14 protein-coding genes are annotated in these 17,632 nt (G+C 53.9%); 4 read left to right on the top strand and 10 right to left on the bottom strand.

Features of this window, described 5'->3' with window-relative positions:
* Positions 1–12: 12 nt before the first annotated feature.
* The 6 genes from nuoF to lrhA all read right to left on the bottom strand — a co-directional run bounded on the left by nuoF (position 13) and on the right by lrhA (position 6,580).
* Positions 13–1,365 carry an NADH-quinone oxidoreductase subunit NuoF gene (gene nuoF, locus ACMV5I_RS25350; protein WP_021805992.1) on the bottom strand — a complete coding sequence of 451 codons (1,353 nt, stop codon included), beginning with the start codon at positions 1,363–1,365 and terminating at the stop codon, positions 13–15.
* The gene (nuoE, locus tag ACMV5I_RS25345) at positions 1,362–1,913 is read right to left on the bottom strand and encodes an NADH-quinone oxidoreductase subunit NuoE (protein ID WP_021178523.1); all 552 of its coding nucleotides are present in this window, start codon (positions 1,911–1,913) and stop codon (positions 1,362–1,364) included. Before nuoE ends, nuoF begins: the two co-directional genes overlap by 4 nt.
* A gap of 2 nt (positions 1,914–1,915) precedes the next feature.
* Entirely contained in the window at positions 1,916–3,712 is a 1,797-nt protein-coding gene (gene nuoC / locus ACMV5I_RS25340) for an NADH-quinone oxidoreductase subunit C/D (RefSeq protein WP_285894551.1), read from the bottom strand.
* Between the two features lie 96 nt (positions 3,713–3,808).
* On the bottom strand, positions 3,809–4,483 hold the full coding sequence (locus tag ACMV5I_RS25335; protein WP_021178525.1) for a NuoB/complex I 20 kDa subunit family protein: 675 nt from the start codon (positions 4,481–4,483) through the stop codon (positions 3,809–3,811).
* A 15-nt stretch (positions 4,484–4,498) separates the two neighbouring features.
* Complete coding sequence (locus ACMV5I_RS25330; RefSeq protein WP_021178526.1) at positions 4,499–4,939, bottom strand: NADH-quinone oxidoreductase subunit A; 441 nt, start codon at positions 4,937–4,939, stop codon at positions 4,499–4,501.
* A 702-nt stretch (positions 4,940–5,641) separates the two neighbouring features.
* Positions 5,642–6,580, bottom strand: coding sequence for a transcriptional regulator LrhA (gene lrhA / locus ACMV5I_RS25325; protein ID WP_065683097.1), 939 nt, complete (start codon positions 6,578–6,580; stop codon positions 5,642–5,644).
* A gap of 837 nt (positions 6,581–7,417) precedes the next feature.
* On the opposite strand from lrhA, the gene ACMV5I_RS25320 reads away from it, so the two are divergent.
* Together ACMV5I_RS25320 and yfbR are read left to right on the top strand one after the other, a co-directional pair.
* Positions 7,418–8,632, top strand: coding sequence for a pyridoxal phosphate-dependent aminotransferase (locus tag ACMV5I_RS25320; RefSeq protein WP_414825535.1), 1,215 nt, complete (start codon positions 7,418–7,420; stop codon positions 8,630–8,632).
* A gap of 184 nt (positions 8,633–8,816) precedes the next feature.
* Entirely contained in the window at positions 8,817–9,416 is a 600-nt protein-coding gene (gene yfbR, locus ACMV5I_RS25315; protein ID WP_021178529.1) for a 5'-deoxynucleotidase, read from the top strand.
* Positions 9,417–9,855: 439 nt separating this feature from the next.
* Here yfbR and ACMV5I_RS25310 read toward each other — a convergent pair whose 3' ends face one another.
* The 4 genes from ACMV5I_RS25310 to yfbV form a co-directional block, all read right to left on the bottom strand.
* Positions 9,856–11,688, bottom strand: coding sequence for an SLC13 family permease (locus tag ACMV5I_RS25310; RefSeq protein ID WP_021178530.1), 1,833 nt, complete (start codon positions 11,686–11,688; stop codon positions 9,856–9,858).
* Positions 11,689–11,784: 96 nt separating this feature from the next.
* Positions 11,785–12,441 carry a sugar phosphatase gene (locus ACMV5I_RS25305; protein WP_414825534.1) on the bottom strand — a complete coding sequence of 219 codons (657 nt, stop codon included), beginning with the start codon at positions 12,439–12,441 and terminating at the stop codon, positions 11,785–11,787.
* 21 nt (positions 12,442–12,462) lie between these two features.
* Positions 12,463–12,957 (bottom strand): YfbU family protein, encoded by a 495-nt coding sequence (locus ACMV5I_RS25300; protein ID WP_166733005.1) that lies wholly within the window; start codon positions 12,955–12,957, stop codon positions 12,463–12,465.
* 189 nt (positions 12,958–13,146) lie between these two features.
* Positions 13,147–13,602: a terminus macrodomain insulation protein YfbV gene (gene yfbV, locus ACMV5I_RS25295; protein ID WP_024485138.1), complete on the bottom strand. Its 456-nt coding sequence runs from the start codon at positions 13,600–13,602 to the stop codon at positions 13,147–13,149.
* Between the two features lie 403 nt (positions 13,603–14,005).
* Between yfbV and ackA the strand changes: the two genes are divergently transcribed.
* Complete coding sequence (gene ackA / locus ACMV5I_RS25290; protein ID WP_024485139.1) at positions 14,006–15,208, top strand: acetate kinase; 1,203 nt, start codon at positions 14,006–14,008, stop codon at positions 15,206–15,208.
* A gap of 101 nt (positions 15,209–15,309) precedes the next feature.
* Positions 15,310–17,469, top strand: a complete 2,160-nt coding sequence (gene pta / locus ACMV5I_RS25285) for a phosphate acetyltransferase (RefSeq protein ID WP_024485140.1) — start codon at positions 15,310–15,312, stop codon at positions 17,467–17,469.
* Positions 17,470–17,632 lie beyond the last annotated feature (163 nt).

The raw sequence follows: 17,632 nt of genomic DNA, 5'->3' as shown, positions 1-17,632 counted from the left end.
GGCAAAGCGGAATTACCAGCGTTGCTTCAACAAGTTGTTTGGCTGAATGCCGCCAACCGCCTGGAGATTGCCCAAGTACTGTGGGGAAATCCCGGCTTCAAACTCTTCACGGAAATATTTAATCGCGCTTTGCAGTGGCTCTACGGCACCTGGCGCATGGGCGCAGAAGGTTTTACCTGGGCCAAGGGAGCGGCACAGCTGCTCGAGGGTTTCGATATCCCCCGGCTGGCCTTCGCCTCTTTCCAAAGCACGCAGGATCTTCACGCTCCACGGCAAGCCGTCACGGCACGGTGTACACCAGCCACAGGACTCACGGGCAAAGAACTCTTCCAGGTTACGCACCAGGGGAACCATGCCGATTTCGTGATCCACCGCCATCGCCAGCGCCGTACCTAAACGGCTGCCCGCTTTACCGATGCTTTCAAAATCCATTGGCAGATCCAGGTGATCGGCGGTCAGGAAGTCGGTACCCGCCCCGCCCGGCTGCCAGGCTTTAAATTTCAGGCCATCGCGCATGCCACCGGCGTAATCTTCCAGAATTTCACGCGCGGTGGTCCCAAACGGCAGCTCCCAGACGCCTGGGTTTTTCACCCGGCCAGAGAAGCCCATCAGTTTGGTACCGGCGTCGTTACTCTTACCGGCGGAGATCCCTTTGTACCAGTCCACGCCATGCTCGAGGATGGCAGGCACGTTACACAGAGTCTCTACGTTGTTCACGCAGGTCGGTTTGCCCCATACACCCACGGAAGCTGGGAATGGCGGCTTGGAGCGCGGGTTGGCGCGGCGGCCTTCCAGCGAGTTGATCAGCGCCGTTTCTTCACCACAGATGTAGCGGCCAGCACCGGTGTGGACGAACAGCTCGAAGTCAAAGCCGCTGCCCATGATATTTTTGCCCAGCAGGCCTGCTTCGGTAGCTTCCGCAATCGCACGGCGCAGATGCACTGCAGCCTCGACGTATTCGCCACGCAGGAAGATGTAACCCCGGTAGGCTTTCAGCGCGAATGCCGAAATCAGCATGCCTTCCACCAACAGGTGTGGCAGTTGCTCCATCAGCAGACGGTCTTTATAGGTGCCCGGCTCCATTTCATCGGCGTTACACAGCAGGTAACGGATGTTCATGGATTCGTCTTTCGGCATCAGGCTCCACTTCAAACCGGTGGAGAAACCTGCACCACCACGGCCTTTCAGCCCGGCATCTTTCACCAGGGTGACGATGTCGTCGGCGGCCATGCCTTTCAGCGCTTTTTCCGCGCCCTGGTAACCGTTTTTGCTGCGATATTCATCCAGCCATACCGGCTGTTGGTCATCGCGCAGGCGCCAGGTCAGCGGATGCATTTCGGCAGTACGTTTGATATCAATCATCATTTATACCGCTCCAACAGTTCGACCGCGTTCTCTGGCGTCAGGTGAGCATGAGTATCTTCATCGATCATCATGTTCGGGCCTTTGTCGCAGTTACCCAGGCAGCAGGTCGGCAGCAGGGTGAAACGACCGTCGAAGGTAGTCTGGCCCGGCTTGATGTTGAGTTTCTTTTCCAGCGCGGCCTGAATGCCCTGGTAGCCGTTGATGTGACAAACCACGCTGTCACAGTAACGGATCACGTGGCGTCCTACTGGCTGGCGGAAAATCTGGCTGTAGAACGTGGCCACGCCTTCTACGTCGCTGGCTGGGATGCCCAGCACTTCAGCGATGGCATAAATCGCCCCATCCGGAACCCAGCCACGCTGCTTCTGCACGATCTTCAGTGCTTCAATGGAGGCGGCGCGTGGATCCTCGTAATGGTGCTTTTCGTGCTCGATCGCATCACGTTCTTCCGCGCTCAGCACAAATGCATCAGCGCCGCTCTGGGGAGCGGCTGCATTGGTGGCCTCAAGCGCATCGTGACTCACGTGAGTGTCTTTAAGATCATGCATAGTTAGCGGTCCACATCTGACATTACAAAATCGATACTACCCAGATAGACGATCAGGTCAGAGACCAGGCTGCCACGGATCACCGCAGGGATTTGCTGCAGGTGAGCATAGCTTGGCGTACGGATCCTGGTGCGATAGCTCATGGTGCTGCCGTCGCTGGTCAGGTAGTAGCTGTTGATCCCTTTCGTGGCTTCAACCATCTGGAATGATTCGTTGGCTGGCATCACCGGGCCCCAGGAAACCTGCAGGAAGTGGGTGATCAGCGTTTCAATATGTTGCAGCGTGCGCTCTTTCGGCGGCGGCGTGGTCAGCGGATGATCCGCCTTGAACGGGCCTTCCGGCATGTTGTTCAGGCACTGCTCAAGAATACGCAGGCTCTGGCGCAGCTCTTCCACTTTCAGCATCACGCGGGTGTAGCAGTCGCTGTTGCCGTCGCCGACCGGAACTTCGAAATCGAAGTTTTCATAGCCGGAGTATGGACGCCATTTACGCACGTCAAACTCAACGCCGGTAGCACGCAGGCCAGCACCGGTCACACCCCATTCCAACGCTTCTTTGGCGTTGTAAGAAGCCACGCCGACAGAACGCCCTTTCAGAATGGTGTTGTGCAGTGCCGCTTTCACATAGGAATCGAGGCGCTTCGGCATCCAGTCCAGGAAGTCACGCAGCAGGCGATCCCAGCCACGTGGCAGGTCGTGCGCCACGCCACCAATACGGAACCAGGCCGGGTGCATACGGAAGCCGGTAATCGCTTCAACGACATCATAAACTTTCTGACGGTCGGTAAAGGCAAAGAACACCGGGGTCATGGCGCCCACGTCCTGGATAAAGGTACTGATGTACAGCAGGTGGCTGTTGATGCGGAACAGCTCAGACAGCATGACGCGGATGGTGTTGACACGATCCGGCACCACGATCCCGGCCAGTTTTTCCACCGCCAGTACGTAAGGCATTTCGTTTACACAGCCGCCAAGGTATTCGATACGGTCGGTATACGGGATAAAGCTGTGCCAGGACTGGCGTTCGCCCATCTTCTCTGCGCCACGGTGGTGGTAACCCACGTCCGGCACACAGTCGACGATGTCTTCACCGTCCAGCTGCAGAATGATACGGAATGCACCGTGTGAAGACGGGTGGTTCGGGCCGAGGTTAAGGAACATGAAGTCCTCGTTCTCGGTGCCGCGCTTCATGCCCCACTCTTCCGGCTTGAATTTCAGCGACTCCATCTCCAGATCTTCTTTCTGTTTGGTCAACACAAAGGGATCGAATTCGGTGGCGCGCGCCGGGTAGTCTTTACGCAGTGGATGGCCTTCCCAACTCTGCGGCATCATGATGCGCGTCAGGTGCGGGTGGCCGTCGAAGGTAATACCGAACATTTCCCAGGTTTCGCGCTCATACCAGTTGGCATTCGGGAAAATCTTGGTCACTGTGGGCACGTGCAGGTCTTTTTCAGACAGCGCCACTTTCAGCATGATGTCGCGGTTACGTTCGACAGAGATCAGATGGTAGAAAACAGAGAAGTCCGCGGCAGGCAAGCCTTCACGGTGGGTACGAAGACGCTCGTCCATGCCATGCAGATCGAACAGCATGACGTACGGCTTCGGTTGTTTTCTTAAAAACGTCATTACTTCCAGCAACTGCTCAACTTTGACCCATACCACGGGCATTCCGGTACGGGTGGGCTGAACAGTAAAGGCTTCCGGCCCAAAACGGTTGCGCAGTTCGCCGATCACCGGATCATCAAGATGATCGCGGGTATGCCAAGCAGGCAGAGCTTCGTGCGTCGTTAAATCTGTCATAATTTTTTTCACCACACTAAAGGGTTATTTCGCCGCAAGTTCAACTTTTCGCTGTGTTAACCAATAGCGCACTAAGATGGACGTTAAATGAACGTCTTAAATCTCGTCAGGCGACCGAAGGTTGGTTACCGCAATACGCTCGGCGTGCTTACGTTCTTTTTCTGATGGCATATTGGCGCGGTACACGCCCTGATCGCCAACGACCCACGACAGCGGGCGACGTTCTTTGCCAATGGATTCCTGCAGCAGCAGCAGTGCCTGCATGTAAGCTTCCGGGCGCGGTGGGCAGCCTGGGATATACACGTCGACCGGCAGGAATTTATCCACGCCCTGGACGACCGAGTAGATATCGTACATGCCGCCGGAGTTGGCGCAGGAGCCCATCGAGATCACCCATTTAGGCTCCAGCATTTGCTCGTACAAACGCTGAATGACCGGGGCCATCTTGGTAAAGCAGGTGCCGGCAACGACCATAAAGTCGGCCTGGCGTGGGGAGGCACGCAATACTTCCGCACCAAAACGCGCCACGTCGTGAACGGCGGTAAACGAGGTCACCATTTCCACATAACAGCACGAAAGGCCGAAGTTATACGGCCAAAGAGAGTTTTTACGCCCCCAGTTCACCATGTCATGCAAAGCATGTTCGAGTTTACCCATGTAAACCGTACGGTGAACCTGCTGCTCAAGGGGATCGCCTACGATCTCCTGTTTTTGCAGGGGATAACGGTCGTTCTCACCGTTCGGGTCTATGCGGGTGAGCGTATAGTCCATCTTAATGCCTCGCTGTTACTGCGGATGACTGTTGCTAGCGTTCTTGATGATAGTTGGCTTACTCAAACGCTTGGAGCGCGTCGGAGTCCAATCCAATGCGCCGATACGCACCAGATAAACCAAACCAGCCAATAACACCAAAATGAAAATGGCGGCTTCGATAAAGCCTACCCAACCGCTCTCACGAATCGAGACCGACCAGGCGTACAGGTATAAGGCTTCAACATCGAAAATGACGAAGAACATGGCCACCAGGTAGAACTTGGCGGACAGACGCAAACGCGCCGTACCGACCGAGTCGACCCCGGATTCATAAGGGGTGTTTTTGGCGCGAGCCTGGGCTCTCCCACCCAAGAAGAACGCACCCAGCAGCATGAAGCCGCAGAGCCCGATAGCCATGATAAGAAATACGGCGAACGCCCAGTGATGAGCGATGACTTCAATGGTTGTTGACATACTCTATGCTTACTCATCAAAAGTGGCGTCGATCGTTCTGCTCTTGTAACTGGCAGTTAGTGCACCACATCGATTTAAGGGAAGGATAAATAACCACACAAACAAGCTGCTTTTACAGAGAGTTAGGCAGTGTTTTACTGTGGGCTTTTTACTCCTTTCTATAACCTTCTGTCAACTTTGACAAAAGTATCTACACACTAATTTACATACGAAGCATTTAATTAACATATGATGCGCTTGGCTTAGGCTAAATCGTGTCAGTTGATTGCTCAACGGAAACAGATAGATATAACCCCACAGGCACATTTCACTTTTACTATACCATTCTCTCAGGAATTCCCTGTTGTTCCACTCACTACCTAGGGGTATTTTTTTGATCCAGGACACGTTTCAGGCAGAAATCCTCAAAAAAAGTGTGGCAGTTTAACAATTTTTGTCAATTTCAGGTAAAAAAACGTCAGCGTAAAATAGCAAAATAACCCTATCAACTCCAGGTATTTACTCGTTGTTATCACTGCATAAAAAACGAGCAACCCGAAGATATGAGGGTTTCACTTGCTAGAAGTCATGAAGAAATACTCATTTAGCATCGAATTTACCTTCAACAGGCCAAAATGCTTGATTTCCCTTTTTTGAGCTAAAAAAAACCTCTGCCGTGGCAGAGGTTTGTAACTTTCAATACGGCTAGCTCAGGGTAAAACGCTACTCTTCGCTATCCGCCACGCTGGAACCTTCATCGATCACCGAAGATTCGCCGCCGCCGAAGTGGTAAATCTCACTGCCGTTTTGCACAGCACTGAAGATCGCCATGGCCAGTTCATTTTCGCACTTCATATCTTTGCACAGCGCATACTGCGTATCAGGAAGATGCGGTAAACCTTCCGCAGCGCCCAGAACTCGCAGATCTGGGCTCATCATTTCGATTGGCCGCACGGTGATCCCCAAACCTGCCCGGCACGCCGCGCGCACCGCAGAAAGCGTTGAGGCCACGTAGGCAATACGCCATGGAATGCCGGCAGCTTCAAGGTGCTTGATCGCCATCGCTCGGAACGGGCTTGGCTCATCCATCACCACCAGAGGGATCGGTTCCCCCGCCTGGTAATGGTAATCTGCCGAGCAGTACCACAACGTTGGAGACGTACGCAGAATGATGTGCGGATGCCCTTCGGTATCCACGGTGGTGATGGCCAGATCCACTTCGCCATTCTTCAGCATGTCGATCATGAACGGACTACGCTTCACCCGCACATCAATCGCCAGCTTGGGATAGACCGACGTCACGCGGTTTAGCAAGAAAGGCAAAATGGTATCTGCGGTATCATCAGAAGCACCGATAGTCAGGACACCCTTGATATTGTTGTACATCAAGGAGGCACAGGCTTCGTCGTTGAAGCGCAGGATTTTCCTGGCGTAGCCGAGAAGCTGGATACCGTGTTCGGTTAACAACTTATTGCGCCCATGACGGGCGAACAACTCTTTGCCAACCAATTGCTCTAACCGCTGCATTTGTTGACTAACTGCGGACTGAGTACGACAAACAGCAACGGCAGCCGCCGCAAACGTATTCAAATCAGCAACAGCAACAAAGGTTCTTAGCAGATCGAGGTCGAGATTAAGTATCGGACGATTTGCACTTGTCATAGTGTTTTCTTCACTTTTTAAATTCTAATTTACAAACTACCCTGGTGTATTTCTAAGACGCAGCTGAAAAGGGCATGCGCCACTTATGACAGTACCCCACTCATTAGAAGAGGGCAAAAAAATTACTTATATTTCGTTATCTGCATCGCTTTTTATCCATGATCTATCGCAACGGCTTATTGATAGTGGTGAAAGTTACGACGAAAAGTGTTTACCCTTATAAGCATTGATAATCCTATGCGGGCAAAATCCCCCCTTTCCTCCCGGTTACCTCGATCCCTGGCCGCCAGAGACCATGACAGCATTGTTGTTTTCTGTACAAAATATTAACAACCCCCCCGTATATCGAGCGTGCCATCGATTAGGGAATTTAATAAATTCAAGCAGTAAGTCTTTTGATTATTAAAAGACCCTGACCATTACTTAAATAAAATTTAAGTTAATTACTGAAGTGGACCTAATGTAATTCTACTTCAACTCAGTGTGGTATTGTCAGTACAGACATGAAACCAGATTAATCCCATATTACTATCTTTAAGCGGCTTTGGCGTTTTTCTGGCGCTTGGCATACACATTTCTGCGGTTAACTGATAAAAACCCTTTATGTGACACACACTTCCATTGGCATATAAACCTTAAATTGGCGACATCTTCGGATTTAAACACTAAAAAAACGATCAATACAGATGGTTATTATCTTAAAAAGCGATTTTTGCCGATCGTTTTCACCAAAGCAGTGCATAACCCTTCAAAAGCCTGGCCTCCAGGAGTACATTGGACGGATTGCGGTGTTCCACGGTAGGAACGACCCTATCTTAGCAAAAGGCTCAACTTTCTATGTCCCCCATTGAGAAATCCAGCAAACTGGACAACGTCTGTTATGACATTCGTGGCCCGGTACTCAAAGAAGCTAAACGTCTTGAAGAAGAAGGCAATAAAGTCCTCAAGCTGAACATTGGCAACCCTGCCCCGTTCGGCTTTGATGCACCCGATGAAATTCTGGTCGACGTGATCCGCAATCTGCCAACGGCACAAGGCTACTGCGACTCCAAAGGGCTCTACTCGGCGCGCAAGGCGATCATGCAGCACTATCAGGCACGTAACATGCGTGACGTGACCGTTGAGGATATCTACATTGGCAATGGCGTTTCTGAGCTAATCGTGCAATCCATGCAAGCGCTGCTGAACATCGGTGATGAAATGCTGGTGCCTGCGCCAGACTACCCGTTGTGGACCGCCGCCGTGTCGCTTTCCAGCGGCAAGGCCGTGCACTATATGTGCGACGAAGAATCTGGCTGGTTCCCGGATCTGGACGATATTCGCAGCAAAATCACTCCACGTACCCGTGGCATCGTGATCATCAACCCTAACAACCCCACCGGCGCGGTCTACAGCAAAGAACTGCTGGAACAGATCGTCGAGATCGCCCGCCAGCACGACCTAATCATCTTTGCCGACGAAATCTACGACAAGATCCTCTACGATGAGGCAGAGCATCACTCCATCGCCGCATTGGCCCCAGATCTGCTGACCGTCACCTTTAACGGCTTGTCCAAAACCTACCGCGTTGCCGGTTTCCGTCAGGGCTGGATGGTACTCAACGGGCCGAAGAAGCATGCCAAAGGCTATATCGAAGGGCTGGAGATGCTGGCTTCCATGCGTCTTTGCGCCAACGTGCCAATGCAGCATGCGATCCAGACGGCACTGGGCGGTTACCAGAGCATCAGCGAATTTATTCAGCCTGGTGGCCGCCTGTATGAACAACGCGACCGTACCTGGGAGCTGCTAAACGAGATCCCTGGCGTTTCCTGCGTGAAACCTCAGGGTGCGCTCTATATGTTCCCACGCATCGACGCGAAGCGCTTTAACATCCACGACGACCAGAAGCTGGTGCTGGATCTGCTGTTACAAGAGAAGGTGTTACTGGTACAGGGCAGTGCGTTCAACTGGCCTTACCCAGACCACGTCCGCATCGTTACTCTGCCCCGCGTAGATGAATTGGAAATGGCGGTGGGCAAACTGGGCCGATTCCTGGAAACCTATCACCAGTAATTTTGCCGGGCGCGGTTCGCTGCGCCCATGTCTCTGATTGGCACTGACTTCGCAGGGGCGCCGCATGCTGCGCCCGTTTTCGCCTCTATCGGTATAAGCACAATTTACGCCCCCTACAATTCCAAGGGATGTGCCTAGCTCCATAGCGTATAATGCACTCACTTGCCGCTGTAGAGAGAGCACCATGAGCCAGAGCCACTTCTTTGCCCACCTGTCCCGTTTGAAACTGATTAGCCGCTGGCCGCTGATGCGCAATGTGCGTACCGAAAACGTTTCCGAACACAGCTTGCAGGTCGCCTTTGTCGCCCATGCGCTGGCCGCGATCAAAAACCGCAAGTTTAACGGCAACCTGAATGCCGAACGCGTGGCGTTGTTGGCGATGTATCACGATGCCAGCGAAGTGCTGACCGGCGATATGCCCACTCCCATCAAGTATTACAATCCGCAGATTGCCCACGAATACAAAAAAATCGAGAAGATTGCCCAACAAAAGCTGTTGGAGATGCTGCCGGAAGAGTTACAGAACGATTTCCGCTCTATCCTGGACGAGCACCATCACAGCGAGGACGAAAAGCTGATCGTGAAGCAGGCCGATGCGCTATGCGCGTATCTGAAATGTCTGGAGGAGCTGTCGGCGGGGAATAATGAATTCAAGTTGGCTAAGGCACGCCTGGAGAAGACGTTGCAGCTACGTCACAGCCCAGAAATGGATTATTTTATGCAGGTATTCATCCCAAGCTTCAGCCTTTCGCTGGATGAAATCAGCAGCGACTCCCCCATGTAAGAGTAGAGCCAGGTGCTTGTGCGCCTGGCAATCTAAGACACCTTAGCCGCAGGTCGTACCTTCCGGCATTTCCACCGTGAATTCCTGCTCCACCACCGAGCGTAAATCGATACGTTGGAAGGTTTGCGTGACCAGGAAGCGGTAATTTTTATCCTGTGGGCTTTGAGGGAGTCACTCATGTATCTCGCACCACCACGCAGCAACTACAGAGAAGCTAAAGTAAGGGTTATAAATCCATGTTTCATTTTCATGGCAACTCCAGAAGGAGCGCTAAACTAAGCCAGGGCGACACAGGTCGCCCTAAAGCCTCAACGAGCGGCAGCATGAGCCGATAAAATACCAATACGCTTTAGGGTTTCAGTCGTTAGCTAGTTCATCGTATTCTCAAAAAAGATAAAGCGCCTGTTCTTAATCCTGACATAAAACGCAAACTGTGTGCTTAAAACGCATACAACCAAGGCACCAGGATCACGCTGACAATCATCACCAGCACGGTGAACGGCACCCCAATTTTCAGAAAATCGCCAAACTTGTAGTTCCCCGGCCCCAACACCAGCGTATTGACCGGTGATGACACCGGCGTCATAAAGGCGGCAGAGGCGGCAATCGCGATAATCATGGCAAACGGATAAGGCGAAACGCCCATTTCACGGGCCGCGGCGATGGCTATTGGAGCCATCAATACCGCCGTGGCGGTGTTGGAGATAAACAGCCCTATGGTGGCGCACAGGACAAACAGACAGGCCAGCATGACGTGTGGCCCGGCGTCACCGGCAACGTCCATCAACCCACGGACGATCAGGTCTACCCCGCCCGTTTTCTGCAACGCTTGGGCAAAGGGCATCATACCGACGATCAAAATGATGCTCGGCCAATGGATCGCCTTATAGGCGCTTTCCATATCGATGCAGCGAAAGCGCCCCATCAACAGGCAAGCGATCAGCGCAGCGATCGGATTCGGGATCTCGTCGGTCAGCATCATCGCCACCATCAGCGCCAGGCAGAACAGCGCATGGGGTGCCTGGGTGATAGCCGGTGCCACTTCGTCCACTTCGGCGGGTAGGTTCAAGACGATAAAATCATGGGTTTTGGCCTGCAACTGGCGAATTGCTTTCCAGTCGCCGATCACCAACAAAATATCCCCCAGGCCCAAAGGCTCATCCACCAGCTTGCCTTGCAGGGTTTCACCATTGCGGCGGATGCCGACCACGTTGAGATCGTAACGGCTACGGAAAGCGGCATCGCGCACGCTTTTCCCGAGCAGTGCCGACTCAGGGATTAGCGAAACTTCGGCCATCCCCACGTTGCGTGACTGTTCGGAGAAATATTCCCCTCGCAGCACCATGGGTTCGAGCTGTTGCTCACTACAGAACTGACGCAGATCGATATCGCAATCCGTCATGTCGATCAGCAGTACGTCCCCTTCGCGCAGTTCCGTGCTGCCAAAGGCGCTGATCATCACCCGGCGAAAACGCTTCCAGCGCTCGATGCCGATAACGTTAGCGCTGTAGCGAGCACGCAAATGCAGTTCATCCAGCGAGCGGCCAATCAATGGTGAACCACTACGCACCGCCAAACGACGCGCCCGCCCGGTGAGCTTATAGTCGCGGATCAAATCGCGGAAAGTCCGGCGCTCCCAGGCCGATTTGGTCTTGGTGCCGCCGCTGTCGCCGAGCCAGCGTCTTGCAACCAACATGTACCCCACGCCCAACAGCAATACCACCAGGCCAATTGGCGTGACGCCAAAGAAGCCGAAACCATCGATGCCTTCACGCACCAGTTCGCTGTTGACCACCATATTCGGCGGCGTGGCGACCAGCGTCATCATGCCACTGATCAAACCGGCAAAGCTCAGCGGCATCATCAACCGCCCTGGGGAGATTTTCATGCGCACCGCGACGCTGAGCACCACGGGGATAAAGATGGCTACCACCCCGGTTGAGCTCATGAATGCCCCCAGCCCGGCAACGGTGAACATCAACAACATCATCATCTTGGTTTCACTGCTGCCCGCCACTCTCACCAGCCAGTCGCCAACCTGATAGGCCACCCCGGTGCGCACCAGCCCTTCGCCAATGACGAACAGAGCGGCAATCAAAATGACGTTAGGATCGCTGAAGCCAGCCGTTGCCTCTTGCAAGCTCAAAGTTCCGCTGAGCACAAACGCAATGATCACCAACAGTGCCACCACATCCATGCGCAGCTTGTTGGTGGTAAACAGCACAATGGCTATTAACAGTAAACTCAAAACCCAAAGTAATTCGCTGTTCAAAACGGCCTCATTCTGCAGTGATCCCGGCTTAAGAAATTAGCATAAAAAAACCCCGACGATGCGGGGTCTAATCAAATTGAGGTAAGAATGTGCAGATTAAGCAATAAGTTCGATGACAACACCCTGTTCGGACTTGGCGATCTTGAGCTGTTCCAAGGAGGAAAGGATCAGATCCACCTGGTCCAGTTTCGGCGAGTCTGCCGGCGCATTTACCGCAATCACCTGGCAACCGGCAGCCAAGCCGGAAAGGATCCCGGCAGGAGCATCTTCCACCACCACACAATCCTGTGGTGCCAACCCAAGACCTTGTGCCCCTAACAGGTAGGCGTCTGGCTGCGGTTTACCCTGTTTAACACGCTCACTGGTGATAAACACCTCAGGAAGCGGCACCCCACCGGCAAGACGGCGTGCGTTAGCCACTGGCACGGAACCCGAGGTGACGATTGCCCAAGGTATCCCCAACGCATTGATCTGCTCCAGCAGGGCCAATGCACCTGGCAAGGCGTGGACACCGTCGGTATCCTCTGCTTCAACCTGCTCAAGCAGTGTGAACTCATGCTGTAGCTCAGCCTCGGTGGCATTCGGCATAAAATGACGCAGCGAGGTGATCGCCTGTTTTCCGTGGATAAAGTCCAACACCTGTTGCGGGCTGATGCCATGGCGTTCTGCCCATTGCGTCCAGGCTCGCTCTACCGCCGGTAATGAATCTACTAACGTTCCATCAAGATCGAACAGAAAACCCTTACACTCCACGGGAAACCCCTCTACGTTTAATCAGGCATTGATGATTTGCGCAATCTCGACGGCGCTCAGATGATACTGGCGTGGGCAGGATAGCCAGATACTCAGCATGCGCTGGTATTTTTCCCACATTTTGGTTTGGGCGTTAAACCCGTGGCTGCCAGAATCGAAATGAGTATACCGCCCTTCCGTGTTCACCAGGAAACGCACATAGCTCAGGTAACGCGCTTCGGTTGCTGCATCAAAACCAAGGAATGCCAGGCGACGCGCGTCCACCCCCTGACGATCCTTGAGGTTCTCCCAGGAAACCTGGAGCGCATGGTGCATTTCCATGATATTGATGATGGTGCGGCACACTTCTTCGCTCATCTCACCAAAATCACGATCCAGCTCGCGCATTTGCAAACCAAAACCGCGTTCGATGATCGTCTGCAAGCGGCGGTAGCGCTCTGCATTGTCCGGATCGAGCATGGTCATCATCTTGTATTGATTCGACAAAATCAGCCGTTGGGCGTGAGTCATTTCCATTTCATTGTCCTCAGTTCTGCAAATTAACCAGAGCATCGCATGACTTCAGTATGGCGTGGAATCACAACTGTACCTTTCTTTGATTTGAACCGGGATATTCGTCAAATGTGGGGCGTGACCAGACATGATCCGGGCACGAATTTGCGGCATAGAGCCTGCAAGGCCGGTGACATCCCGGCCCAGTGGCACTTAAAGATCGTCGAGGAAGGTTTTGTCCAACTGCTTGAAGGCGCGTTTCAGCACGTCCGCCAGCGCCTGGTAGGTTGGCGTCCCTTCAACGGGGGCAATCGCCTGCCCGGCTTCCGCCAGCTTGTTACGGACCTCATGGAACCATTGCAGCAAGGTTGGCGGCAACGGCGTCACAGAACGTCGGCCCAACCACCACAGCCCCTGCATCGGCAGGCTACAGGCAAACAGAGCGGTGGCAATCGCCGGACCAAGCTGACCGCCGAGCGCAATCTGCCAGGTCAGGGTAAAAATCGCCAACGGTGGCATAAAGCGAACGGCAAAGCGGGTAGCGCGCGCCACGCGGTTCTCAGGGAAAAGCGGTGCCAGCCGTTTGTCTGCTGGCCAGGTTTTCATGTAATGCTGCCCGCGCTGGAATATCTGAAACCAGCTGACGGAACCGGATGGTCTGCTTGTCATTGCGCACCTCAACTTCACGTATAAAAAATAAAATATTCTTGCAAACACACTAACAAAAAAGTTGAAGCTTTAAATTTATTTTGTGTTTGTGGCGGGCTATCGGTATCCTAAGCCGGCCATGTGCCGGTAGAAGATGACAGAAGATTTGTCAACTTTTAGCCCTATCTCCCTAATCCTGCCGTTGGCGGCCATGTGGGGCTAGGAAGCGGTAAAAATCAGGATCGCTTAAACCGCAGAGAAATCATCGGTTTTTTCATCATTATGTCCTTTGTATCACTGACATGATGTTAATCATAAATGTCAACGGCATTATGCGCTACGCTTGTTGTCTGATTGACGTTTTATTCACCACGTGTTTTTGGGTCTTCCTTAATACCAACACGAACTATAAGTAGGTACTTCCATGTCGAGTAAGCTAGTACTGGTCCTTAACTGCGGCAGTTCTTCCCTGAAATTCGCCATCATCGATGCAGCCAACGGTGAAGAATACCTCTCTGGCCTGGCCGAGTGCTTCCATCTTCCTGAAGCCCGTATCAAATGGAAAATGGATGGCGGTAAACAAGAAGCGGCACTGGGTGCCGGCGCAGCGCACAGCGAAGCGCTGAACTTCATTGTTAATACTATTCTGGCACAAAAACCAGAGCTTTCCGCCCAGTTGACCGCTATCGGCCACCGCATCGTGCACGGCGGCGAGAAGTTCACGGCTTCTGCCGTCATCAACGACGAAGTCCTGCAGGGTATCAAAGATTCGGTACCTTTTGCACCACTGCATAACCCGGCTCACCTGATCGGTATTGCTGAAGCGTTGAAATCCTTCCCTAATCTGGCTGATAAAAACGTTGCCGTGTTTGATACCGCGTTCCATCAGACCATGCCGGAAGAGTCCTACCTGTATGCCCTGCCGTACAGCCTGTACCGCGACCATGGCGTTCGTCGCTACGGCGCACACGGCACCAGCCACTTCTACGTGACTCAAGAAGCCGCGAAGGCGCTGAACAAGCCGGTTGAAGAAGTTAACATCATCACCTGCCATCTGGGCAACGGCGGTTCCGTAACCGCAGTACGCAACGGTAAGTGTGTTGATACTTCCATGGGTCTGACCCCGCTGGAAGGCCTGGTAATGGGTACCCGTAGTGGTGACATCGATCCAGCCATCATCTTCCACCTGCACGACGCCATGGGCATGAGCGTTGACCAGATCAACAAGATGCTGACCAAAGAGTCTGGCCTGCTGGGCCTGACCGAAGTCACCAGCGACTGCCGTTACGTTGAAGACAACTATGAGACCAAGGCCGATGCCAAGCGTGCCATGGACGTCTTCTGCCACCGTCTGGCCAAGTACATCGGTGCCTATAGCGCCCTGATGGAAGGCCGTCTGGATGCCGTGATCTTCACCGGTGGTATCGGTGAGAACGCCGCGATGGTACGCGAGCTGACCCTGGACAAACTGGGCCTGCTGGGCTTTGAAATCGATCACGAACGCAACCTGGCTGCCCGCTTCGGCAAATCAGGCAACATCACCAAAGACGGCAGCCGTCCGGCACTGGTGATCCCGACCAACGAAGAATTGGTCATCGCGCAAGACGCTTCCCGTCTGACCGCTTAATGCTCTACACACCGTCAGCTCAGGCTGGCGGTGTTGTTTTGAGCCTGTCATCTTTGTCTGCGCCCCCGTTGCAGGCAGAAAACCGTGAAGAGGACTATTCTGTGTCACGTACAATTATGTTGATCCCCACTGGCACCAGCGTCGGTCTGACCAGCGTCAGCCTGGGTGTCATCCGCTCCATGGAGCAAAAAGGCGTTCGCCTGAGCGTGTTCAAACCTATTGCCCAACCGCGTACCGGCGGCGATTCCCTCGACCAGACCACCACCATCATCCGCAGCAACTCGACCATTCCGGCGGCCGAACCCCTGCGTATGAGCTACGTTGAGAGCCTGCTGAGCTCCAACCAGCAGGACGTGCTGATGGAAGAGATCGTGGCTCGTTACCACGAAAACACCAAAGACGCAGAAGTGGTGCTGATCGAAGGCCTGGTGCCTACCCGTAAGCATCAGTTCGCCAACTCGCTGAACTACGAGATCGCCAAAACGCTGAACGCAGAGATCGTCTTTGTGCTGGCACTGGGCAACGATTCTCCAGCCCAGTTGACCGAGCGCATCGAACTGGCTCGCTCCAGCTTCGGCGGCAGCAAGAACAAAAACATTACCGGCGTGATCATCAACAAGCTGAACGCTCCGGTGGACGATCAGGGCCGTACTCGCCCAGACCTGTCCGAAATCTTTGACGATTCCACCAAGGCCAGCGTAGCCAACGTCGATCCTGCACAGCTGTTCGCCAACAGCCCGCTGCCGGTATTGGGTTGCGTACCGTGGAGCTTCGAACTGATCGCTACCCGTGCCATTGATATGGCCCGCCACCTGAAGGCGCGAGTGATCAACGAAGGCGACATCATGACCCGCCGGGTGAAATCTGTGACCTTCTGTGCGCGCAGCATTCCGCACATGCTGGAACACTTCCGCCCGGGTTCCCTGCTGGTAACTTCTGCCGACCGTCCAGACGTGCTGGTTTCAGCCTGCCTGGCCGCGATGAACGGCGTGGAAATTGGTGCCATCCTGCTGACCGGCGGCTACGAAATCGATGCCTCCATCAACAAGCTGTGTGAGCGCGCCTTTGAAACCGGCCTGCCGGTGTTCATGGTTGACACCAACACCTGGCAGACCTCTCTGAGCCTGCAAAGCTTCAACCTTGAAGTGCCTTCAGACGACCATCAGCGTATTGAGAAAGTACAGAACTACGTGGCCAGCCACATCAACGCCGAATGGATCGAGTCCCTGACCGCCACTTCTGAGCGTTCACGTCGTCTGTCCCCACCGGCGTTCCGTTATGAGCTGACCGAGCTGGCGCGCAAAGCGGGTAAACGTATCGTGCTGCCGGAAGGCGACGAACCACGTACCGTGAAAGCGGCGGCCATCTGTGCCGAACGTGGTATCGCGGAATGTGTGCTGCTGGGTAACCCGGAAGAGATCAAACGCGTTGCCGCCGCGCAGGGCGTTGAGCTGGGTAAAGGCATCGAGATCGTCGATCCGGTTGCCGTGCGTGAACTCTATGTGCCGCGTCTGGTTGAGCTGCGTAAGAGCAAGGGCATGACCGAAGTGGTTGCGCGTGAGCAGTTGGAAGACAACGTGGTTCTCGGCACCCTGATGCTGGAGAAAGGCGAAGTTGACGGCCTGGTTTCCGGTGCCGTTCACACCACTGCCAATACCATCCGCCCACCGTTGCAGTTGATCAAAACCGCACCGGGCAGCTCGCTGGTTTCTTCCGTGTTCTTCATGCTGCTGCCTGACCAGGTTCTGGTCTACGGTGACTGCGCGATCAACCCGGATCCAACCGCTGAACAGCTGTCTGAAATCGCTATTCAGTCCGCAGATTCCGCAGCCGCATTCGGTATCGAACCACGCGTAGCGATGATCTCTTACTCTACCGGTAATTCCGGTGCGGGTAGCGACGTTGAGAAAGTGCGTGAAGCGACCCGTCTGGCACAGGAAAAACGCCCGGATCTGATCATCGATGGCCCACTGCAGTATGACGCAGCGATCATGGCCGACGTGGCCAAATCCAAAGCGCCTAATTCGCCAGTGGCCGGTCAGGCGACCGTGTTCATCTTCCCGGATCTGAACACCGGTAACACCACTTATAAAGCGGTGCAGCGTTCTGCTGACCTGGTATCTATCGGGCCAATGCTACAAGGCATGCGCAAGCCGGTGAACGACCTGTCCCGTGGTGCTCTGGTTGACGATATCGTCTATACCGTAGCCCTGACGGCGATCCAGTCGGCTCAGGCTGATGCACAGGCAGCTAAAGCCTGATGAGACAAAGGTGCCACTACGGCACCTTTAGCTTCTGGTAATACCCATAACGGCTCGGTGATCATCACCGGGCCGTTTTATTTTTGGCGTCAACAAAGAGCAAGCAATGCCCCCCTGATGCCCCTCACCCTAACCCTCTCCCACAGGGCTGTCTCTTATACAC

The sequence above is a fragment of the Serratia sp. T13T92 genome (assembly GCF_047530105.1).
In the GTDB taxonomy this organism is placed as follows: Bacteria; Pseudomonadota; Gammaproteobacteria; order Enterobacterales; family Enterobacteriaceae; genus Chania; species Chania fonticola.
This window is presented reverse-complemented; position numbering and strand designations above follow the sequence as displayed.

What these genes read in the sequence shown, in the direction of transcription:
- nuoF (WP_021805992.1), bottom strand. Translation starts at nt 1,365, where the DNA reads ATGATGATTGATATCAAACGTACTGCCGAAATGCATCCGCTGACCTGG.
- nuoE (WP_021178523.1), bottom strand. Translation starts at nt 1,913, where the DNA reads ATGCATGATCTTAAAGACACTCACGTGAGTCACGATGCGCTTGAGGCC.
- nuoC (WP_285894551.1), bottom strand. Translation starts at nt 3,712, where the DNA reads ATGACAGATTTAACGACGCACGAAGCTCTGCCTGCTTGGCATACCCGC.
- ACMV5I_RS25335 (WP_021178525.1), bottom strand. Translation starts at nt 4,483, where the DNA reads ATGGACTATACGCTCACCCGCATAGACCCGAACGGTGAGAACGACCGT.
- ACMV5I_RS25330 (WP_021178526.1), bottom strand. Translation starts at nt 4,939, where the DNA reads ATGTCAACAACCATTGAAGTCATCGCTCATCACTGGGCGTTCGCCGTA.
- lrhA (WP_065683097.1), bottom strand. Translation starts at nt 6,580, where the DNA reads ATGACAAGTGCAAATCGTCCGATACTTAATCTCGACCTCGATCTGCTA.
- ACMV5I_RS25320 (WP_414825535.1), top strand. Translation starts at nt 7,418, where the DNA reads ATGTCCCCCATTGAGAAATCCAGCAAACTGGACAACGTCTGTTATGAC.
- yfbR (WP_021178529.1), top strand. Translation starts at nt 8,817, where the DNA reads ATGAGCCAGAGCCACTTCTTTGCCCACCTGTCCCGTTTGAAACTGATT.
- ACMV5I_RS25300 (WP_166733005.1), bottom strand. Translation starts at nt 12,957, where the DNA reads ATGGAAATGACTCACGCCCAACGGCTGATTTTGTCGAATCAATACAAG.
- yfbV (WP_024485138.1), bottom strand. Translation starts at nt 13,602, where the DNA reads ATGACAAGCAGACCATCCGGTTCCGTCAGCTGGTTTCAGATATTCCAG.
- ackA (WP_024485139.1), top strand. Translation starts at nt 14,006, where the DNA reads ATGTCGAGTAAGCTAGTACTGGTCCTTAACTGCGGCAGTTCTTCCCTG.